The organism is Pseudomonas sp. GW821-FHT01E10, from assembly GCF_059422365.1.
The window spans coordinates 349,268-372,315 of sequence record NZ_JBWKWT010000001.1 but is presented as its reverse complement, the minus strand read 5'-3'; the positions used below and the strand labels follow the sequence as shown (position 1 = coordinate 372,315).

Annotated in this window: 23 protein-coding genes; 10 read left to right on the top strand and 13 right to left on the bottom strand. The window is 60.7% G+C overall.

Going from position 1 to position 23,048, the window contains the following annotated elements:
* Positions 1–10: 10 nt before the first annotated feature.
* On the bottom strand, positions 11–1,774 hold the full coding sequence (locus tag AC07V0_RS01755; RefSeq protein WP_495019332.1) for an L-lactate permease: 1,764 nt from the start codon (positions 1,772–1,774) through the stop codon (positions 11–13).
* 113 nt (positions 1,775–1,887) lie between these two features.
* The gene (locus AC07V0_RS01750) at positions 1,888–2,520 is read right to left on the bottom strand and encodes a TetR/AcrR family transcriptional regulator (protein WP_086945605.1); all 633 of its coding nucleotides are present in this window, start codon (positions 2,518–2,520) and stop codon (positions 1,888–1,890) included.
* 100 nt (positions 2,521–2,620) lie between these two features.
* Between AC07V0_RS01750 and AC07V0_RS01745 the strand changes: the two genes are divergently transcribed.
* Positions 2,621–3,274: an NAD(P)H-dependent oxidoreductase gene (locus AC07V0_RS01745; protein ID WP_086945604.1), complete on the top strand. Its 654-nt coding sequence runs from the start codon at positions 2,621–2,623 to the stop codon at positions 3,272–3,274.
* A gap of 242 nt (positions 3,275–3,516) precedes the next feature.
* Here AC07V0_RS01745 and AC07V0_RS01740 read toward each other — a convergent pair whose 3' ends face one another.
* Complete coding sequence (locus tag AC07V0_RS01740; protein WP_086945603.1) at positions 3,517–4,455, bottom strand: class I SAM-dependent methyltransferase; 939 nt, start codon at positions 4,453–4,455, stop codon at positions 3,517–3,519.
* A gap of 204 nt (positions 4,456–4,659) precedes the next feature.
* Here AC07V0_RS01740 and AC07V0_RS01735 point away from each other — a divergent pair, with 204 nt between their 5' ends.
* Positions 4,660–5,067 carry a response regulator gene (locus AC07V0_RS01735; RefSeq protein ID WP_018928967.1) on the top strand — a complete coding sequence of 136 codons (408 nt, stop codon included), beginning with the start codon at positions 4,660–4,662 and terminating at the stop codon, positions 5,065–5,067.
* Positions 5,068–5,125: 58 nt separating this feature from the next.
* Positions 5,126–5,794 (top strand): HAD-IA family hydrolase, encoded by a 669-nt coding sequence (locus AC07V0_RS01730; RefSeq protein WP_018928968.1) that lies wholly within the window; start codon positions 5,126–5,128, stop codon positions 5,792–5,794.
* Positions 5,795–5,819: 25 nt separating this feature from the next.
* On the opposite strand, the gene AC07V0_RS01725 is transcribed toward AC07V0_RS01730, so the two are convergent.
* Positions 5,820–6,479 carry a methyltransferase family protein gene (locus AC07V0_RS01725; protein WP_086945602.1) on the bottom strand — a complete coding sequence of 220 codons (660 nt, stop codon included), beginning with the start codon at positions 6,477–6,479 and terminating at the stop codon, positions 5,820–5,822.
* Between the two features lie 166 nt (positions 6,480–6,645).
* Here AC07V0_RS01725 and AC07V0_RS01720 point away from each other — a divergent pair, with 166 nt between their 5' ends.
* The gene (locus tag AC07V0_RS01720; RefSeq protein WP_064617590.1) at positions 6,646–7,593 is read left to right on the top strand and encodes a pyridoxal-phosphate dependent enzyme; all 948 of its coding nucleotides are present in this window, start codon (positions 6,646–6,648) and stop codon (positions 7,591–7,593) included.
* A gap of 35 nt (positions 7,594–7,628) precedes the next feature.
* Here AC07V0_RS01720 and AC07V0_RS01715 read toward each other — a convergent pair whose 3' ends face one another.
* The 3 genes from AC07V0_RS01715 to AC07V0_RS01705 form a co-directional block, all read right to left on the bottom strand.
* The gene (locus AC07V0_RS01715) at positions 7,629–7,946 is read right to left on the bottom strand and encodes a DUF2388 domain-containing protein (protein ID WP_026286632.1); all 318 of its coding nucleotides are present in this window, start codon (positions 7,944–7,946) and stop codon (positions 7,629–7,631) included.
* A gap of 95 nt (positions 7,947–8,041) precedes the next feature.
* Entirely contained in the window at positions 8,042–9,712 is a 1,671-nt protein-coding gene (locus tag AC07V0_RS01710; protein ID WP_086945601.1) for a Na/Pi cotransporter family protein, read from the bottom strand.
* 199 nt (positions 9,713–9,911) lie between these two features.
* A complete protein-coding gene (locus AC07V0_RS01705; RefSeq protein ID WP_018928973.1) occupies positions 9,912–10,208 on the bottom strand; it encodes a hypothetical protein in 297 nt (98 codons plus the stop codon).
* Positions 10,209–10,660: 452 nt separating this feature from the next.
* Here AC07V0_RS01705 and AC07V0_RS01700 point away from each other — a divergent pair, with 452 nt between their 5' ends.
* Both AC07V0_RS01700 and AC07V0_RS01695 read left to right on the top strand, forming a co-directional pair.
* On the top strand, positions 10,661–11,779 hold the full coding sequence (locus AC07V0_RS01700) for an NAD(P)/FAD-dependent oxidoreductase (protein ID WP_495019331.1): 1,119 nt from the start codon (positions 10,661–10,663) through the stop codon (positions 11,777–11,779).
* Between the two features lie 223 nt (positions 11,780–12,002).
* The gene (locus AC07V0_RS01695; RefSeq protein WP_018928975.1) at positions 12,003–12,509 is read left to right on the top strand and encodes a DinB family protein; all 507 of its coding nucleotides are present in this window, start codon (positions 12,003–12,005) and stop codon (positions 12,507–12,509) included.
* A gap of 100 nt (positions 12,510–12,609) precedes the next feature.
* Here AC07V0_RS01695 and AC07V0_RS01690 read toward each other — a convergent pair whose 3' ends face one another.
* Together AC07V0_RS01690 and AC07V0_RS01685 are read right to left on the bottom strand one after the other, a co-directional pair.
* A complete protein-coding gene (locus AC07V0_RS01690) occupies positions 12,610–14,004 on the bottom strand; it encodes a sensor histidine kinase (protein WP_018928976.1) in 1,395 nt (464 codons plus the stop codon).
* The gene (locus tag AC07V0_RS01685; RefSeq protein WP_064617594.1) at positions 13,982–14,665 is read right to left on the bottom strand and encodes a response regulator transcription factor; all 684 of its coding nucleotides are present in this window, start codon (positions 14,663–14,665) and stop codon (positions 13,982–13,984) included. Before AC07V0_RS01685 ends, AC07V0_RS01690 begins: the two co-directional genes overlap by 23 nt.
* A 160-nt stretch (positions 14,666–14,825) precedes the next feature.
* Between AC07V0_RS01685 and AC07V0_RS01680 the strand changes: the two genes are divergently transcribed.
* The 4 genes from AC07V0_RS01680 (at position 14,826) to hcnC (ending at position 18,406) form a co-directional block, all read left to right on the top strand.
* On the top strand, positions 14,826–15,146 hold the full coding sequence (locus AC07V0_RS01680; RefSeq protein WP_018928978.1) for a YdcA family protein: 321 nt from the start codon (positions 14,826–14,828) through the stop codon (positions 15,144–15,146).
* Positions 15,147–15,433: 287 nt separating this feature from the next.
* The gene (locus AC07V0_RS01675) at positions 15,434–15,748 is read left to right on the top strand and encodes a (2Fe-2S)-binding protein (RefSeq protein ID WP_018928979.1); all 315 of its coding nucleotides are present in this window, start codon (positions 15,434–15,436) and stop codon (positions 15,746–15,748) included.
* Positions 15,745–17,154 carry a cyanide-forming glycine dehydrogenase subunit HcnB gene (gene hcnB, locus AC07V0_RS01670; RefSeq protein ID WP_086945599.1) on the top strand — a complete coding sequence of 470 codons (1,410 nt, stop codon included), beginning with the start codon at positions 15,745–15,747 and terminating at the stop codon, positions 17,152–17,154. Before AC07V0_RS01675 ends, hcnB begins: the two co-directional genes overlap by 4 nt.
* The gene (gene hcnC, locus AC07V0_RS01665; RefSeq protein WP_018928981.1) at positions 17,147–18,406 is read left to right on the top strand and encodes a cyanide-forming glycine dehydrogenase subunit HcnC; all 1,260 of its coding nucleotides are present in this window, start codon (positions 17,147–17,149) and stop codon (positions 18,404–18,406) included. The genes hcnB and hcnC overlap by 8 nt, the downstream gene beginning before the upstream one ends.
* A gap of 51 nt (positions 18,407–18,457) precedes the next feature.
* Here hcnC and AC07V0_RS01660 read toward each other — a convergent pair whose 3' ends face one another.
* The 4 genes from AC07V0_RS01660 to AC07V0_RS01645 all read right to left on the bottom strand — a co-directional run bounded on the left by AC07V0_RS01660 (position 18,458) and on the right by AC07V0_RS01645 (position 23,043).
* Positions 18,458–19,327 (bottom strand): isocitrate lyase/PEP mutase family protein, encoded by an 870-nt coding sequence (locus AC07V0_RS01660; RefSeq protein WP_018928982.1) that lies wholly within the window; start codon positions 19,325–19,327, stop codon positions 18,458–18,460.
* Between the two features lie 134 nt (positions 19,328–19,461).
* Complete coding sequence (astA, locus tag AC07V0_RS01655) at positions 19,462–20,496, bottom strand: arginine N-succinyltransferase (RefSeq protein ID WP_086945598.1); 1,035 nt, start codon at positions 20,494–20,496, stop codon at positions 19,462–19,464.
* A 61-nt stretch (positions 20,497–20,557) separates the two neighbouring features.
* Positions 20,558–21,574, bottom strand: coding sequence for an arginine N-succinyltransferase (locus tag AC07V0_RS01650; protein WP_064617605.1), 1,017 nt, complete (start codon positions 21,572–21,574; stop codon positions 20,558–20,560).
* A gap of 119 nt (positions 21,575–21,693) precedes the next feature.
* Positions 21,694–23,043, bottom strand: a complete 1,350-nt coding sequence (locus AC07V0_RS01645) for an APC family permease (RefSeq protein ID WP_495019330.1) — start codon at positions 23,041–23,043, stop codon at positions 21,694–21,696.
* Positions 23,044–23,048: the final 5 nt, after the last annotated feature.

The window sequence follows — 23,048 nt, the reverse complement described above, 5'->3', positions numbered from 1 at the left end:
CCCCCCTGGATCAGTGCCCACCCACCACCATATGGCTAAACGGCGCCACATACGCCTGCAACGTCACCAGCCCGCCGACCAGAATCGCCAGCACCACGGAGTGGAAAAACACGTAGCGCAGGATTTCCCCTTCATGGCCGTACCAGCGGGTGGCGGTGGACGCGACCACGATCGACTGGGCGTCGACCATCTTGCCCATGACCCCGCCAGAACTGTTCGCGGCGGCCATCAGCACCGGGCTCAGGCCCAGTTGCTCGGAGGTCACCCGTTGCAAGCCGCCGAACAGCACGTTGGAGGCCGTGTCCGAGCCGGTCAGGGCCACGCCGAGCCAGCCGAGCAGGGTGCCGAACATCGGGTAGAAAATGCCCGTTGCGGCGAAGGCCAGGCCCATGGTGGCGTCGAGGCCCGAATAGCGGGTGAGAAAACCCAGGGCGAGCATCGCCACAATGGTGGTGAGCGAATAGCGCACCACCCACAGCGTTCGCAGATAATGGTTCAGCAGTTGCGGGATGGAATAACCCATCAGCAGCCCGCCGAGGATCGCCGCGAGCAAGATGCCGCTACCGGTGCTGGTGAACCAGGTGAACTTGTAGATCGCGTCCTCGGCTTTCGGTGCGGGCACCACCGGCGGGACCTTCTCGATCTGTTGATGAATCGTGGTGAAGGTCACGCCCGGGGCAAAGATCGGATTGGCCTCGCGCATCGGTTTGCCCTGCGGATCAAGCTTGGCCGAGTGGATTTGCGGATCCATGGCCGGGCGGGTATCGAACAAGTTTTTGAAGCCCTGGGTGCCCCAGGCGAAAACGAACACCGTGAGGATGATCCACGGCATCCAGGCGCGCATAACCGCGGGTTTTGCATCGCTGGCAAAGGTCGCGCTGGCGACGGGTTTCTGGTCATGCTCCTGGGCTATTTTGGAGTTGTCGACTCGCCCTGACAGGGCGGCCGAGGTATGCACCGTGGCTGGTTTCCAGACCCTGAGGAAACCAGTCAGGCAGGCCATGGAAATCAGTGCCGCGATGACGTCCACCAGCATTGGCCCGTGGTAGTTGGAGACGAGGAATTGCGGTATGGCGAAGCTGACGCCGGCAACCAGAATCGGCGGCCAGATTTCCAGCATCTTGCGCCATCCGGCGAAGGCCCAGATCAGCCAGAACGGCACGATCACCGAGAAGAACGGCAACTGCCGACCGACCATCATCGACAGCTCCATTTCATCCAGCCCGGTCACTTTGGCCAGGGTGATGACGGGCGTGCCCAGAGCACCGAACGCCACGGGCGCGGTATTGGCAATCAACGCCAGGCCAGACGCGGCCAGGGGTGAGAAACCCAGCCCGATCAAAATGGCCCCGGTTACCGCCACGGGAGTGCCGAAACCGGCGGCCCCTTCGAAGAAGGCACCGAAGCAGAAGGCAATCAGCAGCAATTGCAGACGTCGGTCGTCGGTGATGCGCGCCAGGGAGTCTTGCAGCACTTTGAACGAGCCGTTCTCGGTGGTCAGCCGATGCAGGAAAATAATGTTGAGCACGATCCAGCCAATCGGCAACAGACCGTTGGCGGCGCCGAACAGTGCGGCCGAGCCCGCCATGTTCGCGGGCATGCCGAAGGCGAAAATCGCGATCAGCAAGGCCGAACCCAGGGCCAACAACGCCGCCAGATGCGCCTTGATGTGGAAAAACGCCAGGGAAACCAGCATCACCACCACCGGCGTCGCCGCCATGAGGGTTGATAGCACCGGGTTACCGAAGGGGTCGTAGATTTGCTGCCAGACCATTTTCCACCTCTGCTTTTTATTGTGGGTAGCGCGGGGAAGGTGGCTTGAGTATAGGTGGCAATACGCTGCTGTCCTGGCGGGTGCTTGCCAGCCCTACGATGCGCGTTAGGTTTCTAGACCCTCCTGAAGCGTGCGCTCCTTTCGACCATCGCCACGATCGTTTCGAAGAGTTCGTCCTGTGCCTGCTCCGCGGTGATTTCTCCGGTCGCGGCGGCATGGGACAGCGCCTCGGCGGCACCGAGCATCGCCCGAAGACTCGCTGGCGCGATATCACCGGTTCCGGCGAAGGGGAGCAGGGCGTTGCGGCACTTGCCCATGAAGATCGCTTCGTACTCGCGCTTGATCTTTTCCAGCTCGGGCGAGCTCGTCAGCGCCGCGATCACACCCGGGATCTCGCGGCCCTGAAGCAGAACGCAGTCGACATAAGACGAGGCGATGACCATTGCCTTACTGGGCAGTGTCGGTTCACTGGCTTCGAGCGCGGTATCCATGAGCGCGGTCTGACGTGCGTCGAACTCCTGATAGAGCACCGCCAGCAACCCGGGGCGGGTGGTGAAGTGATCGTAAACCACCGGTTTTGTGACCCCCGCCTGTTCGGCGAGCCGGCCAAGCGTCAACGCGTCCGTACCTTCCTCTCGAACGAGTTGCCAGGCGACATCCAGCAACTGGCGCAGGCGCTCCTCCCGCGACATCCGCCGGCGCGGTTGCGGACTGGAATCTTGCTCGGGTGTTTCGGTGCTTGACATGGCTATATACCAAAAGTAGCTTACTGAACGTAACTTACCAAGAGTATATAAGGCTCGTCTTTCACCCTCAATCACTCATTCCGTAGCAGGAGATTTTGTTATGCACGCGCTCATCGTTGTGGCTCACCATGACCCCCAATCGCTTACCCATAGCCTCGCGAGGCACGTCGCTGAAGGTGTATCCGAGGCGGATGCCGACCACTCTTTCGAAATTGCGGACCTCTGGGCGCAAGGGTTCGATCCGAGATTCGGCGCGGCCGATCTCGCCGTCCATCACCGTGAAGCACCGCCGCCCGCCGATGTGGCCGCCGAGCAGGCGCGAATCGATCGCGCCGATGCGCTGGTGCTGGTTTATCCGGTTTATTGGTGGTCGATGCCGGCGCTGCTCAAAGGCTGGATCGACCGTGTGTTCGCCAATGGCTGGGCGTTCGATTTCGCGGCGGATGCCACGTTGGAGAAGAAGCTTCGCCATCTGCGGGTTCATCTGGTGGGTGTTGGCGGTGCCGACGCAGGAACCTATGCGCGCCACGGTTATGCCGACGCCATGAAGACGCAGATCGACCATGGGATCTTCGATTATTGCGGTGCTTGCGTGGTGACGTCCGAGTTGCTGCTCGAATCGGAAATCCAGGAACCGACGGTTCATCTGCAGGCTGCGCGCGCGATCGGTCGTGAGCTTTTCGCTGCCTCCGGACGCTGCGACGCGGAGCAGGATGTTCAGCGTTGCCGAGCGGTCAGCGCCGAGGCTTTTTGACAGACAAAAAAAGAGCCTCAAAGCTCTTTGATGGGGAGGAAGTAGAGCCGAGAGGCTCAAGATGCGCATGAAACAAGGGGTGGGCTTATTGGGGTTCAGTTCACCCACCACTTACGCAACGGCTTAAACCTCCAACCGCTGCGTATCATCATCGTAGGAAGCCGCGGGTTCGGGCTCAAGTACCATTAGTCTACTGAGTCTGGCCGGCCTGCCTGGTGTTGAATCACCCTTTTGATTTTCAACTACCCCTGCCTGAACACCAACGCCTTCAACCCACACTCAACATCGGCATCGGGAAACTCCGGCGGATTCTCCAACCGTTGCTCAAACCGCAGGCTCGGTGCTTCGCGGGTGACGCCGTCGATGAGGAAGTCCGCGCCAAAAGCCGGGTCGTTCATGCAGGCCAAAACCGTGCCCTGGGGGCTGAGCAACTCCGGCAGACGGCGCAGCACACGCTGATAATCCTTGGTCAGCAGGAAACTGCCTTTCTGAAAGGAAGGTGGGTCGATGATCACCAGATCATAAGGGCCGCTATTGATCACTTTGCCCCAGGACTTGAACAGGTCGTGGCCGAGAAAGCTCACCTTGCTCAAGTCATGGCCGTTGAGCCGGTGATTGTCGCGACCACGGCTCAGGGCCGCGCGGGACATGTCCAGGTTGACCACATGGGTAGCGCCTCCCGCGATGGCGGCCACCGAAAACCCGCAGGTATAGGCAAACAGGTTCAGCACCCGCTTGCCATCCGCATTGGACCGCACCCAATCGCGGCCGTAGCGCATGTCGAGAAACAGGCCGGTGTTCTGTTTGCGGCCCAGGTCCACGCGATACTGCAAGCCGCCCTCGGTGATCGTCATTTCCTCGATAGGCTCCCCGATCAGCCATTCGGTGGTGCTTTCCTGCAAATAGCGATGTTGCAGCAGCAAGGTATGCGCGCCTGAGGCTTTCCACGCAGGCGCCTGCGTGATCGCCATCAGTCGCTGCTTCAAATCATCCAGTTGCGACGCTTGCGGCTCCTTGAATACGCAGACCAGCACCACGCCCTGGAGCCAGTCGACGGTCAATTGCTCCAACCCCGGCCAGCAGCGCCCACGGCCGTGAAACAGCCGACGGGTTTCTGCGGGGGCGGCCGCAAGTGCTGTCAGCAAATGGTCGTGGAGGATGGAGAGGGCGTCTGGATTCATCGGGCAAGGTCGGCAATGTAGAAGGGGGCGGCATTTTAACCACAATTACGCGCTGACAAACGGTCGTGTATGTCGGCTTGAACAGAGAATCTCCAGGACAACCGCATCAAAAATGAATTTTCCGCGAAGTCCGCTGCTCATACCTGAATAGGAGGCGGATTTGAGCCCGCGCAACCAATGAAACAATCAGGGAGTGGCACAGTGATGAGTCCAGTATCGACGGCGGGCGCGCATTTGTCTGACGGTTTGATTCTTGTGGTTGAGGACGACCCGTTGATCCTCGAGTTTCTTTGCGAAATTCTTCAGGAGGAAGGTTTTGCGGTGAAACCACAGATCAGCGCGGATGCGGCTTCGCAGTTTCTGGAGCAGCACGCGCCGGAGGTGGGGCTGTTGCTGACGGACATCACCATGCCGGGCAAACTCAATGGCGCGGACCTGGCCAATCAGTTTGGCGACCGTTGGCCAGACAAACCGATCATGATCATGTCCGGCTTCGAAACTCCGAAAAGCTCCGGGGTCAAGCATCCGGTTTCGTTCATCAAGAAACCCTGGGCGGTGGGGCAGTTGCTCGATTGTGTGCAACGCGCCTTGCAGTCGACCCGAACCCTGTAGGCGCTGGTGTACATTAGCTGACAACATTTGCCTGGCTCTTGCAAAAGGACGTCGCCCTTTGTCTGTCAAAACATCCCTGCTCAACAGGTCATTCCGTGGCTTGCTGTTCGATATGGACGGCACCGTCCTCAACTCCATCGCCGCCGCCGAGAGGATCTGGACTACCTGGGCCGTGCGCCACGGCGTCGATGTCGAAACCTTTCTGCCGACCATCCATGGCGTTCGCGCCATCGACACCATCAATCGCCTGGCGTTGCCAGGGGTAGATGCCGAAGCTGAAGCGGCGTGGATCACCGAGGCGGAAATCGATGATGTGGAGGGGATTGTCGAGGTGTCCGGCGCGGCGAATTTCCTCAAGTCGCTGCCCGCCCACCAATGGGCCATCGTCACCTCTGCACCGCGGGCCCTGGCGTTGCGCCGAATGGCCGCGGCCGGTATTCCCGAGCCTGGCGTGATGGTTACCGCTGAAGATGTCAGCGCCGGCAAGCCCGATCCTGCGGGCTATCGGCTGGCGGCTGGTCGACTGCAGGTGGACCCAGCCGAGTGCCTGATCTTCGAAGACGCCGACGTCGGAATTCGCGCAGGTGAAGCGGCGGGTGCCAACATCATGGTCATCACCGCGACCCACGTTCATCCCCTTCAGACCCGGCACGCCACACTGGCCAGTTATGACTCGGTCACGAGCCATGTGGATGCCAATAACCTGATCCGTTTACACTTTTTGTAATCGACACGGCCCTGATGCGGTCAGTTCAGTAGATCCCCGGAATCAATCGCCAGCTACGGGCGCAATAAGCTTCGTATTCGTTGCCGAACTGCGAGCGTAACAGCGCTTCTTCAGAGCGAATGCGGGCGATCAGCGGTATCAACATCAGCGCCACCAGCAGTAACCCGACACCGGAACGAAAGGCCAGCGCCCAGCCCACGCCATTGATCAGCAGCCCCAGGTAGCTGGGGTTGCGCACATTCCGATAAATTCCGTCGGTGACCAGGCGGTGTCCAGGTTGAATTGCCACCAATCCGCTGAAGCGCTTGCCCAGTACAAACACCGGCCACATCCGCAACGCGCCGCCGCCAATGAACAGCAGCGCACCCAGCCATCGCACGCCCTCGCCACCGAAGGTCCAGAAGTCGATCCGGTCGGTGTAGGCCGGCAGATATCCGCTCAACAACCCGAGCACCCCGAAAACCGGCAGCACCCAGCGATTGGCCCGGTCTTCACGTTCGCCGGAGCTCAAATTGACTTCGCTGAATAACGACACGATCGTCATCACCAGAGTTGCCAGCGCAATGACCACCAGCGGTGGATGCGAGAAAAACGCCGCCAACCCGCCCAGCCCGAACACCGCGAGAGCGAGGTAGGCAAGGGTGCTGACGAGGGCGAAAAACGCGAGTTTGGCTGAGATTTTCATAACTGATCTCGCAAAAAGGGCATATCACCAGTGTAGAGGGCAGTCCGTTATGAGAGCGGTAGTCGTCGAGCAGGGTGAACTAAGCTTGGATAAGGATGAGCCTGTCCGTTCACTTCCGGCCCGTTGAAAGATCTCAACGCGCCGGTGCTGTCACAAGGAGCACACGATGCTTCACATCAGAACGCCCCTGATTCTGCACCCGGGTCTGTCGACTCCGACCCGGCGAATCTGGCTCAAGCTGGAAAACCTGCAACCCAGCGGCTCGTTCAAACTGCGCGGCATGGGCCTGTTATGCAGTCAGGCGGCAGAGCAGGGCAAGCGCAAAGTCGTCTGTCCTTCCGGTGGCAATGCCGGTTTGGCCACGGCCGTGGCCGCCGCCAACCTTGGGCTGAAAGCCTGCATCGTGGTGCCGAACACGACCCCGGAAACCACCCGCGCCAGGATCAGGAAAACCGGTGCCGAGGTGATTGTCCATGGCAAGGTCTGGGACGAGGCCAATCAGCGGGCGAAAGAACTCGCGAAGGGCGCAGACACCGAATACGTGCCGGCTTTCGATCACCCGGTGTTGTGGGAAGGGCACAGTACGATGGTCGATGAAATCCTCGAGGACTGCCCTCAAGTCGATGCGTTGGTGACATCCGTGGGGGGCGGCGGTTTGCTGGCGGGCCTGCTCACCGGCCTGATCCGTCATCAGCGCATGGATTGTCGGATCGTTGCATGCGAAACCCAAGGGGCGGCGTCGTTCGCTGCCGCCATCGCTGCCGGGCACCCGGTCAGACTGCCGCGCATCGACACCGTTGCCACGTCACTCGGCGCCGCGCAAGTGGCCGCTTGGCCGGTGCAGCACATCCTTGATTTCCCGCATGAATGCGTGGTGCTCAGCGATGATGAGGCGATCATGGGCGTGGTTCGTTACGCCAACGACCTGCGCCAGTTGGTCGAACCGGCGTGTGGCGTTTCATTGGCGATTGCCTACCTCGACCATCCGGCAATTGCCGAGGCCCATGACGTAGTGATTGTGGTGTGCGGCGGCGTCAGCATCAGCGCGCAGTTGGTCGCCGGTTGGGCACGCCTGTCTGCCGGGGTCGAAAAACACAGCGTTGAAGCAAGGTAGGGCTGTCACTAGCCCTACCGCTTACGTTTCAGACTTTATTGACCGGCTGGAACACCTTCTTGAACGAGGATCGCTCTGGCCAGGTCTTCATCGCTGGCCTTCAGGTCGGGATGATTCTGGCGAATTTCCTTCAATACCGACTCCAGGTAAACGCCACGGATCGTGCCGCCGCTGGCGACAAAACTGGAGGCGTCATCCCGGGCGGGAATGACCATTTTGTGATCCTTGAACGTTGAGTACAGCGATGCGGATACCCCGGCTGAGGTGGCGACATCGCCCGCATCCACACGGGCCATGGCTGAGCCAAAGGGCAAGCAAAGCACGAGTGAAGATACTAAAAACAGACGGCGCATGACGGCGTCCTCCGAAGCGTGAAGCGTAAAAGAAGTAACACATAATTTAGGATGCCCGGCGGTGGTCAGGAGTTCCCTGCCGATCGACATATGCCTCACTCAATTCCAGCCAGATCTACCGTCATGCGACCCGTAGCGGGAGCATCGATGCTCTCGACCGAGCGCTCACCGGCGCGTTCGAGCAGCGGATACGCCAGGGCGGCGATGTGGTGATGCATGCGCCGGTAATCACGCAGTACCCGCTGGAAAATATCACCGGATTGCGCCCAGGTACTTTTGTCTTCCTGCAACTGGCGAAAGTGCTCGCGGCTGGCGCAGGCTTCGAGCCTTCTGACGGTCTCCTTGCGCTGGATCAGTTGATGGGCGGTGGCGATGTCTTCGCGCAGGAACACGGTGATCGCCAGGCTCAGGCTTTCCAGAACGGCGTCGTGCAGCGGGGCGATGTTGCCCAGTTCGAAGGCCGAGAACTGTTCACCCCGACGCAAGCGGCGCATGGCCAACTGCGTGAGGCTGCTGGAAAGAATGTCCGCGGCATGTTCGAGGTTGATCACGAACGTGAGGATTTCCTGGGAACGATCGGCATCGCTATCACTGATGCCTTCCTTGCCGATGTCGGCCAGATAAGCGCGAATCGCCGCGCTGAGCAGGTCCAGGGATTGATCGATCCGCTGCACTTCATCGGCGCAGGCCGGTAGCGATGTGTGGAACAGCTGCAGCATCCGGCCGAGCATGGTCGAGAACATGTCGGTCATGCGCAACGCTTCGCGAGCGGCATTCGACAGGCCGATGTTGGCCACTTCCAGGTCGGCCTCGTCCAGATAGCACGGCATGCCGGGATCGACATCCCGCTCAGGTGCCGGCAGCAGTCGGGTGAGGGCATTGGCGAGTACGTCGGTCAGACCGATGAACACCAACGCCAGCAGTAGATTGAAACCGGTGTGCAGGCACACCACCAGGGTCGAGGGCGCGAGCGGCGCCTGAGCGAGCAACCCGGCAAACGGCAAGACCGCCAGAGCACCGACCGCACGCACCAGCAGGTTGCCCAGCGGCAGGCGTCGGCCGACGCTCGATCCGGCGTTGATGACCGAGGGCAGCGCACCGCCAATGTTCACCCCCAGCACCAGCGCGACGATGGTGCTGGCCGAGAGCATGCCAGTGGCGGCCAGCGAGACGATCAGCAACACCACGGCCACGCTGGAGTGGCACAGCCAGGTGAGGATCAGCGCCACCAGCAGTGCAATGACCAGATCGCCCTCGAGGCTCTGCATGATCAGCTGGAAAATCGGCGTGCCTTCGACTTCCGCCAATGTGGAGCCGAGCATGTGCAAGGCCAGGAGCATCAGCCCCAGGCCGATCAGTGCACAACCGACGCTTTCGTAGCGCGAGTCATCGCGCAGACGAAAGACGATCAGGCCCGCCAGCAAAACGCTGGGCGTGAGCATCGACACATCAACGCTGAGCAATTGCACCACCAACGTCGAGCCGATGTTGGCGCCGAGCATCACCGCCAGGGCCGGCGCCAGTCCCAGCGTCCCGGCGGCAGTGAACGAGGTCGCCATCAGGCTCACGGCGGTGCTGCTTTGCAAGACCCCGGTGATACCGATCCCCGACAGCAACGCCATCCAGCGGTTGTTCAGGTTGTGGCCCAGCCACTGACGCAGCGGCGTGCCGAAGCCGCGTAACAGCGCCGAAGAAATCATATGAGTGCCCCATAGCAACAGGGCAATGGAGCCGGCGAGGTTGATCAGTAGAGTAGTTCCCGACATGAGGGCTCTCCCTTGTTTCGTATTGCATTTATTGAAGGCCCGGAACCCGGCTCGTGGTATCTGAATAACACCCGTGATTGTGGTGTTACTTGATGGTCCGCAACTAATTCCAATAATTCAGATTTTTTACGGGCAATAAGAAGTTGTCGGATTCCCGTTTAAGGAAACCGTTCTGGAAGGACTTTGAAGTGCCTTCAGATCAACTGAAAATGCATGCCCCGATAGACAGGCCGAGCATCAGGCTCGCCTGCTGGAAGAGGCGCGCGATGCGCCGACTTTGTGGGTCCTGACTGTCGTCGAAGCTCCAGCGTTGCTGAAGCCGGCCCGTCGTTGGGCAGACACGCCAGTTGGCACGAGGGCGCACCTTGGCGTGGGTAGAAGGGGCGGAGAACGGGGCGCAGAGCCGAGTCGTCGGCAGACGCTCACGGCAGGGCTTGACCCGCATGGTCGATGCAAAGGCGCGTACGCCCGGCAGTACAGTGGTTTTGAAGTTCATAACATGCCTCTGGGCCGGAATGATTCCGGTGAGGCAAGTTACGGTGGAGCCTCAAGCTCTAGCGCAGCTCACCCGACCGAAAAGTCGAGGCCCGTCATTGTCTGGGTTATGTGCCAGATCCTGCGTGTGAGCAGTCATCCGACAGCGACTAGATACTGTGTCCATTGAATTCTTTTGTGAGTTGAAAAAAGCCGTTGTTATCGGTCGGCGCAATTTACTCAGGCAGGTTGGCAAAGTCAATCGCCGATAGCCGGTTAAGGTTGTGTTGAAGGGGGGAAGTTGGAAAGTGTTCAGGTCAATGACAGTTAATTGTTATTTTGAATGATCGTTAAATGGGAAATTAAACATAGAGTGTGAACGCCACGTAGCAGACCGTATGAAGTCATGCTGGCGATATCCTCCAGCCTGATCGATTATCGCATCCAGGGCTGGCTTGAATGAGTGGAGGGCAGGTGAGCGTCGATATCGAATGCGTGGTAGTCGGGGCTGGCGTGGTCGGCCTGGCGGTGGCCAGAGCCTTGGCCCGGACCGGACGAGAAGTGATCCTGGTCGAGGCGGGCGAGGGGATTGGCGTGGGCATCAGCTCGCGCAATTCGGAAGTGATCCACGCCGGGATCTATTACCCGAGCGGCAGTCTCAAGGCGCAATTGTGCGTGGAGGGCAAGCGACGCCTGTATACCTTCTGCGATGAGCGCGGTGTCGATTACCGGCGCCTCGGCAAGCTGATCGTGGCCACCGATGACCGTCAGCGCCATGCCTTGCAGGCGTTGCTGGAGCAAGGCCGGCGCAACGGTGTCGATGACCTGCAATTACTGGATGCCGGTCAGGCACGAGCGCTTGAGCCGGCGTTGTTTTGTGTTGCAGCGCTTTGGTCACCGTCTACCGGGATTGTCGATTCTCATGCCTTGATGCTGGCGCTTCAGGCCGATGCCGAAGCCTGGGGCACCTCGGTGGCCTTTCATACGCCGCTTACATCGGCCCGTTGTACCGAACAGGGTTTCGAGCTGCACATGGGGGGGACTCAGCCGATGACCTTGAGCTGTCGTGAACTGATCAACTGCGCCGGACTGTCTGCGCCAGAGGTGGCGAGCCGGATCGAAGGCTTGCCGGCGCGGCACGTGCCCAAGGCCTGGCTGTGCAAGGGCAGCTACTTCAGTTTCAGCGGCCAGGCGCCGTTCCGGCATCTGGTTTATCCAGCACCGGAAAGCGCCGGGCTGGGCGTGCACATGACCCTGGACCTGGGTGGTCAGGCCCGTTTCGGGCCGGATGTCGAATGGGTCGAGCAGATCGATTATCGCGTCGACCCCCATCGTGGCGAAGGCTTCTATCAGGCGATCCGGCGCTACTGGCCGGCGTTGCCCGATGACAGTCTGCAACCGGCCTACAGCGGCATCCGCCCGAAAATCAGCGGGCCGACCGAGCCGGCCGCCGACTTCATCATCAGCGGCCCGGACGTTCACGGCGTACCGGGTTTGGTTAACTTGTTCGGCATCGAATCGCCGGGGCTGACCAGTTGCCTGGCGCTGGCCGAACGGGTGGTGCAGCGTTTAATTCGCAATGAAACGCTGTAGCAGCTGGCGAAGCCTGCGTTCGGCTGCGCAGCAGTCGTGAATCCTGCGCACGTGGTTTATCTGACCCACCCGCAGCGTATGGTTTAGCGACTGCTGTGCAGCCGAACGCAGCCTTCGGCAGCTGCTACAAAGTCGTGCGGCGCAACCGATGATCAGGGTTTAGGCTGCAACCAGCTGCGAGGACTATTCTTGGCAATGCGCCCATCGCCATGGGAGATCTCTGATGATCAACGTACGCACTGCCCGCATGCTCGCCGATTACAAGCGCTGGGCCGATCAGCGACTCTTCGACAGCCTCATGGCGCTGCCACCTGAGGAACTCAATCGCAAACGGGTGTCGGTGTTCAATAACATGATCGGCGCCTTGAACCACACCTATGTGGTGGATTGCATCTGGCAAGCTCATCTGGAGGGCCGGGGGCACGACTTCAAGACCTCCCATGGCCTGCTCCATACCGAGCTCGCCGAGTTGCGAATGGCGCAACAGGAGATTGATCAATGGTTCTGTGGCTGGAGCTCGGCCCAGACCGAGGAGTCGCTGGATAAACCCATCGAATTCACCTCCATGTCGGGGGAAAGCGGGGTCATGAGTGCCGGCGCCATGCTGTTGCATGTGGTCAACCACGCCAGCTATCACCGGGGCTGGGTGATTCAGATGTACTTCGACATTCCGGCCATACCGCCGATCACCGACCTGTCAGAGTTTTTGCGCGAGGTTCCCGGGTATTGAGTCGAGCCCTGGCCCGATAACAGCATAAATCCGCTGTGGGAAGTGGCCCTGTGGCGAGGGGGCCGCTCCCACATTGATCTTCTTTGTTATGGAGATTGGGTCAAGCCTGGGGAATCAGGTTCTGCCGGCAATCGAGCACCAACCGCGCACCCCCTAACTCACTGCTGTCCACCTCCAGCGTAAACCCATGCAGGCTGGCAATCGCGGCTACGATCGACAGGCCCAGCCCGAATCCGCTTTGCGGGTTGCCGCCTTCGGCGCGATAGAAACGCTGAAACACTGCCTCGCGCTCGGCCGGCGCAATCCCGGGGCCGGAGTCGAGCACTTCAATGCGCGTGTGCCCCGCGTCATTCACCCCACGCAAAATCACCTGGCCACCTGGCGGGGTGAATTTGATCGAGTTGCTCAGCAAGTTCGCCACGGCTTCAAACAGCAGAGCGCGGTCGCCGTTGAGCCCGGGCAAGGATTCGGGCATTTGCAGTTCAAAGGTCAGTTCGCCTTCTTCCGCCAGCGGCAGATAAAAGTCATGCAACTCCCGCAGCAACGGCACCGGGTCCAGTCGCACGAACCCCGAACGGCGCTGGCGATCCTCCAGTTCGGAAATCCGCAACAAGCCACGGAAACGCGCCATCAAGGTGTCCGCCTCGCCGAGCACCGAATCCAGTTGCACGGCCAGCGTCGAGCCTTCATCGGCCTGCTGCTGAATCCGGTACAGCTGCGCCCGCAGACGAGTCAGCGGCGTGCGCAGGTCATGGGCGATGTTGTCGCACACGCCCTTGACCTCATGCATCAAGCGCTCGATGCGTTCGAGCATGGCGTTGACGATGGCGGCGAGCATGTCCAGTTCGTCACGGCGATTGGACAACGGCAGGCGCCGGGTCAGGTCGCCGGCGACGATGGCTTCGGCGCTGGCCTGGATCGCCCGGATCCGCCGCAGCGGGCGCCGTCTCAATAAATGCCAGCCGGCGATGCCCGGCAAAATCGTCAGCGACACGCCCCACAACAGCGCGTGCAGGATGATCCGGGTCACGGCAAACAACGAACCGTTGTCCCGCACCAGCACCAGCCAGCGGCCGTCCAGGGTTCGGGTCGCGACGGCGTCGCAGCTGTCGGCGGGCAGGGTCGGGTCGTCGGATTCGGCGCAATCGCCGAGCATGTGAATTTTGCCGTCCAGCGGCAGTTCTTCGGGGATCTGGCGCAAGGCGCCGCTGAGGTAGCGCTGCTGGTCATCGAACAGACCATAGGCATCGATGCCGCGAATGTCGAAGGTCATGCTGGCGGCGAGGGCATCCACCAGTTGCTCGCCCTGGAAGCGTGAAAACAGATGCTGACGTTGCATCAGCGAGTGTTTGGCCAGGGTGTCGAGGTAGTTGGACACCTCGTAATACATGACCCCCATGAGAATCGCGCTCCAGGCGACGAACAGCGAACTGTAAAGCGCCAGCAAACGGCTGCTGGAGGAACGCCAGCCTTTAGAGGGGTTCAGCAATGACATAACCCGAGCCTCGCACGGTCCGAATCAGTGGGGCTTTGCCTGGCGGGTCGATTTTCTTGCGCAGACGGCCGATGTGCACGTCGATCAGGTTGGTGCCGGGGTCGAAGTGATAACCCCATACTTCTTCGAAAATCATCATCCGCGACAGAATCTGCCCGGTGTTGCGCATCAGAAATTCCAGCAACTTGTACTCGGTGGGCAACAGCGTCAGCAACTGGCTGTTGCGTCTGGCCTCGTGGCTGATCAGGTTCAGCTCCAGATCGGCCACGCGCAACGTGGTGGCCTGGGCGGTCACGGTGTTCTGCCGGCGCAGCAAGACTTCGACCCGGGCGGCCATTTCATCGGTGGCGAATGGTTTGGTCAGGTAATCGTCGCCGCCGGCGCGCAAGCCACGCACGCGTTCATCGACGTCGGAGAGGGCGCTGATCATCAGAATCGGCGTGGCCACGCCCATGGTGCGCAAGGTGGTGACAATCGCCAGGCCATCGAGCTCCGGCAGCATGCGATCGAGGGTGATCAGGTCGTAGTCGCCGCTGACGGCGCGCTCCAGGCCTTCGCGGCCATTGTCGACCCAATCCACTTCGAGGCCGTGGCTGCTCAGTTCGGCGACGATTTCCCGGGCGGTCACGGCGTCGTCTTCGATGGTCAAAATACGGGTCATAGGGCTTGCCTGATAATCGGTTCAATACGAAGTTGAGGCATTTTGCCAAGAATTACATGCGGCTGATTAAATTAACTTTCATGTGGTCTCGTGAGGCTGGTCGCAACATTGATATCATCCAGCCATGACTCTAAATGGAAGCTGCACTGTGCGCACTTTAATGGTTCGTGGCTGGATGCCAATATTTGTGCTGTTGTGCCTGTTCGGTTCATCCGCCTGGGCTGCCAATACGCCGTGTTCGGGGAAGAAGGGCGGTATCGATCGTTGCGACGGCGATCTGTTCCTGTGCAATGACGGCTCCATCAGCGGTTCAAAGAAAAGCTGTTCGGCGATGTTTGGCACTAAAAGCCAGGCGCGGCCGCAGACGCTGTTACAGGAAACCGATGGCTGCGCCTGCGGTACCGGTACGTTCTGCACCGGGCCAAGAGGCGGGGTGTATTGCCTGACGCCCAGCGGCAACAAGAGTTACAAGCGCAAGTAATTCGTTTGCAGCCAAAAAACGCTTAGCGCAATGCTTAGCGTCGATGTTGGATAGGACGCAGGTGTTTTCACTGGCCTGGATCAATATTTCCTTCGGCGATATTTCCTAACATAAAAAGATCCAGCCCCATCTCGCGGTATTGACTACATTGCTTGGACGCGCAGCTGATGCGTTGTCGAAGTACCAGTGCAGACCTTCTCGTTGTTATTAGTCAGGTGGCCCGCAAGGTGTAGTGCAGCATGGAGCTGAAGAATCTCACCTGAACCTTTCACGGATGAACAATCGCAATGCAACGCATAAACCGAACCTTCGATATCCAGCCACTGGTGCGGGCGGATATGACTGTGTGCATCAATGGCCAGACTGTCAGCGCCGCCATCGGCGAAACCGTCCTGACGGTCATTCAGTCACTGGGCATCCGCCAGGTGGCCCGTAACGATCACGATCAAATCAGCGGTGCCTATTGCGGCATGGGCGTGTGCCAATGCTGCCTGGTGAAAATCGATGGGCGCCACAAACGGCGTGCCTGCCAGACGATCGTGCGTGAGGGCATGCGCATCGAAACCCGGGTCAACCGTATCGCCGGGCAGGAGGTTTTATGAGCCTGCAACCGGTGATCGTCGGCGGCGGGCCGGCGGGTATGGCCGCGGCCATTGAACTGGCGCGCCATGGTGTGCGTTGTACCTTGCTCGAAGAGGCTTCGCGTCTTGGCGGGGTGGTCTATCGCGGCCCCTTGCGCGATAACGTGCAACTGGATTACCTGGGGCCACGCTATTCGGAAGTGCTGGCCAAACTGCATGGAGAATTCCACGAGCAGTCGGGCCTGATCGACGTGCGCTTGAACCACCGCGTGGTCGGCGCCGAAGGTACCCGGGCGTTGGTGGTGCTGGACGTCAATGAGCATTTGCAGGAGGTCCAATACCCGCAGCTGCTGTTGGCTGCCGGTTGCCATGAGCGCAGCGTACCGTTCCCCGGCTGGACCTTGCCTGGGGTGATTCTGCTGGGTGGTTTGCAACTGCAAATCAAGAGCGGCGTCGTTCAACCCCAGGGGCCGGTGGTGATTGCCGGCACCGGTCCGCTGTTGCCGCTGGTGGCCTGCCAGCTACACGCTTCGGGGGTGAGCGTCGCCGGAGTCTACGAGGCGTGCGGGTTCGGCAAGATCGCTCGGGAAAGCCTCGCGCTATTGAACAAGCCACAGTTGTTCCTCGACGGTTTGAGCATGCTCGCGTACCTGAAACTGCACGGCATTCCCATGCACTATGGCTGGGGCGTGGTCGACGCACAGGGCGAGGATGAGTTGAGTTCGGTGACTGTCGCGCCGTACTCCAGCACCTGGGAGCCAGACCTGAGCCGCGCCGAACGGATTGCCGCGCAGACCCTGGCGGTCGGCTATGGCTTCATTCCTCGCACTCAACTCAGCCAGCAAATGGGCCTGGACCACGGCTTCAGCGATGACGGCTACCTGCGGGCCAGCGCCAATGTCTGGCAGCAAAGCAGCGAACCCCATGTGCATCTGGCCGGTGACATGGGCGGAATTCGCGGAGGCGAGGCGGCCATGCTCGCGGGACGAATCGCAGCAGTGTCGATCCTGCTGCAACGTGACGTGCTGGATGCGGAGTTGGCGCGGGTCAGACGTGACCGCTACCTTTCGAAACTCAAGTCCATCGTGCGCTTTCGCGCCGCCGTCGACCGTTACACCGAACGCGGTGCCGGGCAGACCGCATTGCCGGTCGCCGACACGGTGATTTGCCGCTGTGAGCACGCGACCCGCGCCGACATCGATCGGGCGCTGGAGCAGGGTGTGCAAGACCTGGCCAGCCTGAAAATGCGCACCCGCGTGAGCATGGGCGACTGTCAGGGGCGGATGTGCGTCGGTTATTGCACGGACCGTTTGCGCAAAGCCACCGGGCGGCAAGATGTGGGCTGGTTGCGACCGCGCTTTCCCGTCGACCCGATTCCTTTTTCAGCATTCCAGTCTGTCGGCACGGAGGCTGCAAGCCATGAGTAAGTTCTACGACGTGATCATCGCCGGCGGCGGTGTGATCGGGGCGTCCTGCGCCTATCAGTTATCCAAGCGCAAACACCTGAAAGTCGCGCTGATCGACGCCAAGCGACCCGGCAACGCGACCCGTGCTTCGGCCGGGGGCTTGTGGGCGATCGGTGAGTCGGTGGGCTTGGGCTGCGGGGTGATTTTCTTCCGCATGATGTCGGCCAATCGCAAGCGCGAAGCCCAGGGCGCGGCGGTGGCGGTGGACTCCAGCACGCCGCATATCCTGCCGCAGTCGTTCTTCGATTTCGCCTTGCAGTCCAACGCGATGTACCCGGATTTGCACCGGGAGCTGCAGGACAATCACGGGATGGATTTCAAGTTCGAGAGGACCGGCTTGAAATTCGTGATCTACGACGATGAAGACCGGCTCTACGCCGAGCACATCGTGGCGTGCATTCCGCACCTGGCGGATCAGGTGCGCTGGCTCGATCAAGCGGCACTGCGCGAAGCCGAGCCAAGTGTCAGCCATGAGGCGAGGGGGGCGCTGGAGTTTCTCTGCGACCATCAGGTCAGCCCGTTCCGCCTGGCCGATGCCTACACCGAAGGCGCGCGGCAAAACGGTGTGGACCTGTACTTCAACACCAACGTCACCGGGGTGCTGCATCACGGCTCGCAGGTCACTGGCGTGCAGACCTCCGAGGCCGGTGTGTTCCGTTGCGATACGCTGATCAACGCTGCGGGTGCGTGGGCCGCCGACCTCAGCGAGCAGGCCACCGGCATTCGCATTCCGGTGAAACCGGTGAAGGGCCAGATCCTGCTGACCGAGCGCATGCCGAAGATCCTGCGCGGTTGCCTGACCACCAGCGACTGTTACGTGGCGCAGAAAGACAATGGCGAAATCCTGATCGGCAGCACCACCGAAGACAAAGGTTTTGACGTGACCACCACCTACCCGGAAATCAGCAGCCTGGTGCAAGGCGCAGTGCGCTGCATTCCGGCGCTCGCTGACATCAACCTTAAACGTTGCTGGGCCGGGTTACGTCCTGGTTCGCCGGACGAACTGCCGATTCTCGGGCCGATGAAAGGCGTGCAGGGTTACCTCAATGCCTGCGGACATTTCCGCACCGGCATCCTGACCTCGGCGATTACCGGCGTGGTGCTGGACAAACTGGTGAATAACGAGCCGTTGCCGCTGGATATCACACCGTTTCTGGCGGATCGGTTTGAAGTGACGCCGGAGGTCGAATCGAAAGAAGCGCACATGGCTTGACCTCAACCTCACCACAGACGCGCGAGCGCTGTGGTGAGGGCGCTTGTGCCGTCACTCTTTAACGCTCATGAACTCCTTGGCCCAACGAATGTAGTCCTCCGGCTGCGTATAGGTATGCGTCAGTTCGGTGGCGTTCAGGTCGGAGGCTTGGGTGAAGATTTGGCGCTGTTCACGCAGGCTGTCATAAGTGGCTTTGATTGCTGCGAAGTAGGCGCCATGGCCGTCGATGGTGACTCGCACGCCCAATTCGGCCAGGCGTTTGTCGTCGCGCAGCAGCGGGTTGCCGTAGGTGACCAGCATCAGCGGTACGCTCAGGTGTTCGGCGATCTGTTCCAGATGATCGAAATCCTGCACGCCCACCATGCAAATCCCGTCGGCCCCGGCCTGTTGGTAATGCTGGGTGCGGCTGATGATTTCCTGGACCGGCAGGATCCCTGCGTTGGTGCGGGCGATGATCGCCATTTCCGAGTCGACCCGGGCTTCCAGCGCCGCGCGGATCTTGCCGACACCTTCGGCGACCGTGATCAGGTCGGTGGACTTGCGACCGAATTGCGCCGGTAGCAGAGTGTCTTCGATGGTCAGGGCGGCCACGCCGGCGCGTTCGAGTTCGACGATGGTGCGCATGACATTGAGCGCGTTGCCGTAGCCGTGGTCGGCGTCGGCAATGACCGGCAATTGCGCCACTCGGCCGATGCGGGTGGCCTGTTCGGCGAACTCACTGAGGGTGATCAACGCAAAATCGGGGGCGCCCAATACCTGCAACGACGCCACCGAACCACCCAGGATTCCCACCTCAAAACCCAGGTCGGCGGCGATGCGTGCCGACATCGGGTCGAAGACAGAGGCCGTGTGGTAGCAGATGCCGGAAGCGAGCAGTTGGCGGAAATTACGGCGTAAATCTTGGTGAGAAAGCCTGGACATACGAGTTCCACCATATAAAGGAATGGAAGGGCTTGAGCAAAAGTGTCAACGCCGAAGGAACAAAAGGCTATCACGCGGGCGGGTAAAGGATGATGACGAATTTTTTTGGCAAGTGAACGCAAGATCTTTTCCGCTCACGCCGCTACCGCTTGCTGCTGTTGGTTGAGCAGCGGCACCGCGCGTACCGAGCTGCCGGGTTGCAATTGCAGGCGTTTGGCGGTGAGGCGGTCGACCACCAGGCTATTGCCCACCAGCCGCGCCCGGGCGGTGGTGATGCGGCAGTTTTCCAGGCGACGGTTGTGGATCAGCCATACCGGGGCCTGGTCGTCGGGCGTGCCGATGGCCAGCACCAGTGATTGGCTGTCGCGCACCGCGCGGATTCTCGACACCGGGGCTTCGATCACCGGGCCTGCGTCGAAGATGTCGATGTAACCCTTATGGGCAAACCCCTCGGCGGTGAGGATCTTCAGCGCCGGTTCGGTGTTGGGGTGGGGCTTGCCGATCACCGCCTGGGCCTGTTCGGTGAGCAGGCAGGTGTAGAGCGGCTGGCGCGGCATCAGTTCGGCGATGAACGCTTTGCTGCCCAGCCCCGACAAGTGATCGGCATGGCTGAAATCCATCTTGAAGAAGTGCCGGCCCAGGCTGTCCCAGAACGGTGAGCAGCCATGTTCGTCGGCACTGCCGCGCAGTTCGGCGATGAGCTTGTCGCCGAACAGCTGGGGGAATTCGGCAACGAACAGCAGCCCCCCCAGCGACAGCAATCGACCATTGCTGCCATAACGTTGATCGTGTCGCAGGAACAACGAGCAGATTTCCGATTGCCCGGTCATTTCGTTGTTGAGGAACAACGTGGGGATCTGGCGCTGAATACCCAGGTCCGGCGATGAACTGACCGTGAGCCCGACCCGGTAGTTGTACCAGGGCTCTCGCAGACCGACGGCCCCGATCAGGGCACTGACGCCGACCACTTGCTGATCATCGTCTTCGAGCACAAACAGGTAGTCGGCATCCGCGCGCTCGACCTGTCCGGCGAAAGTCCGCTGGGCCCAGCGCACCCGGTGGGTCAGGCGCTCTTCGTTGGCTGGCAGGGTAGTGAACCCGGGGCCGGCCCGTTGTACCAAATCCAGTAAAGCGGGCAGGTCGGTCATTTGAACCGGGCGCAAAATCATGATGCAGCTCCTTCTTCGCGCCTGCTCGGGCGCTGTCGTTGGGCTCGGGGCCGGTTGCCACTCACAGGGCGATCAGCCGGATCGCACTGGCGTCGGTCACGTTCAAGGCCGCGCACATCTCGGCGCTCAAGGCGATAGGTTGCCCGGCGCAGTAGTCCAGTTCGGCGACGATGGCGCGGTAGTCCTTCAACGAATCGTTGCTCACCAGGTAACTGCCACGGGCGTCGATGGGCGAGCCCGTCTGCACCGTGCCGGCCTGGCTCTGGGCGATGGAACGAATGCTTGAGGTGCGGGCGTACAGCGTCGGGCCGCCGTCGAACAGGTCGATGTAGCTGTTGGTCTCGAAGCCTTCGCGCTCCAGAATGTCGAAGGCCTCCTGGCCATCGGGGTGGATCCGGCCGATGCAATCTTGCGCAGCCTGCGACAGCATCGGCACGTAGATCGGGTATTGCGGCATCAATTCTGCGAGGAATGTCCGGCTCTGCAGGCCGCAAAGCCGCTCGGCCTCGACGTAAGGCAAATCGAAGAAATGCTTGCCCAGCGCATCCCAGAACGGCGATTGCCCCTGTTCGTCGCTGTAACCGACGATCTCGGTGATCACCGCTTCGGCAAAACGTGCCGGGTGGGCGGCGATGAACAGCAGTCGCGCCCGGGACAGCAACTCGGAAAATGGCGTGCGCTCCAGTGCCGAGTCGATATGGAAACCGCGCAGCAAAGAGTGACCGCTGAGGTCTTGGCACAACGACAACGCCGGCACCCCATGCTCGATGTTCAGCTCCCGTGAGGCGCTGGTGAAATGGCGGTTGCGCAAACTGTAGAACGGTTCGCCGAACCCGGCGGTGGCGAGCACTTCCGAGCAGCCGACCAGACGGCGAGTCGTCAGGTTTTCCAGCACGAAGAAATAGTTCTCCGGGCCTTGGCCCTGGACGTCTTTTTCGAACGAAGCACAGGAATCGAGAATTTTCTCCCTCAGGCGTTCGGTGTCGTCCGGCAAGGACGTGACCCCCACCAGACTGTCGCGCGCCAGCTGCTGCAACTGGGGCAGGTCGGTTAACTCGACTGGACGTAAGACCAGCATGGACATACTCCTGTATCAAATGGTTCGGCGGCTTGCACCGAACCTGACTATCACTGTCGGTTTCCACGCGTTAAATCGGCGCACGCCTGAAATCGTGTCAGACGCTGCTCTTTTTCTTGTCAGCCATTGCTTGGGTCGGGCAGCGCCGTGCTGGCACCCAGTTTGTTGAGGAAGAACAGATAAACCAGGCCCAGGGCAATCCAGATCAGGCCGAGTTTCTGCGCATCGACGCCCATGTTGTACATGATGGCCGCGACGATGATGAAGCCGATGACCGGGCAGATCAGGTGACGGATCACCTGGCCGGATTGCTGCCGGCGCCAGTAGTAGTTGATCACGGTCAGGTGCAGCAGCATGAAGCCGCTCAGGGCGCCGAAGTTCACCAGGGAGGTGAGGGTGTCCACCGAGTTGATGAACAGGTAGCAGATCACCAGCGACAGCACCGCCACCAGATAAATGCTCAAGTACGGTGTGTTGTGTTTCGGGTGCACTTTGGCCAGCACTTTTGGCAGTTTGCCGTCTCGGGCCATGCCGAACAGCAGTCGCGAAACCGCCGCTTGGGAGGTGATGGCGACCGCCACACCCCAGGCCAGCGCGGTGGCCACGGCGGTCAGGGTGGCCAGCCAGCTACCGGCGGCGATTTCGGCGATTTCATAGAACGCGGTGTCGGCGGACTTGAAGCCCAGGCCGGCGGCCAGGTCGGTGGCGATCCAGGTCTGCACGACGAAGATCACGCCCATTACCAGCAGCGTAATCAGCGCAGCCTTGCCGACACTGCGGCCCGGATCACCCTTGATCTCTTCGGCGAGGGTGGAAATGGCATCGAAACCGAGGAACGACAGCACCGCAATCGACACCGCTTGCATCAGCAGGGCGAAGTTGAAGGTTTCGGGGTTGTACAGCGGCGCCAGAGTCAGCTGACCGTTACCGCCGCCACTGTGCAAGGCAGTCCAGGCGTAGAGCAGGAAGATCCCCAGCACCACCAGTTGCGCCAGCAGGAAGATGATGTTCATCCGCGCGGTGAAGGTGATGCCCCGCAGGTTGACGAAGGTGGCGCTGGCTAGAAAAGCCAGGATGAAGCCGACTTTCGGGATGTCCGGGTACAAATGATTCAGCGCCATCGCCGCGTATACGTAGAGCAGCGGCGGAATCAGCAGGTAATCGAGCAGCATCAGCCAGCCGGCGATAAACCCGACATGTTGGTTGAGGCCGCGTTGTGCGTAGGAATACACCGAGCCCGCCACCGGAAAGGCCCGGGCCATGCTGCCGTAACTGAGGGCGGTGAACAGCATCGCCACCATGCCGATGATGTAGGCCAGCGGCACCATGCCGGGTGCTTCGGCGTTGACGTAACCATACACGCCGAACGGAGCGATGGGGATCATGAAGATCATCCCGTACACCACCAGGTCGGTCAGTGACAGGCTACGTTTCAACTCTTGCCTGTAGCCGAATTCTTCAATGTCCATGAAGC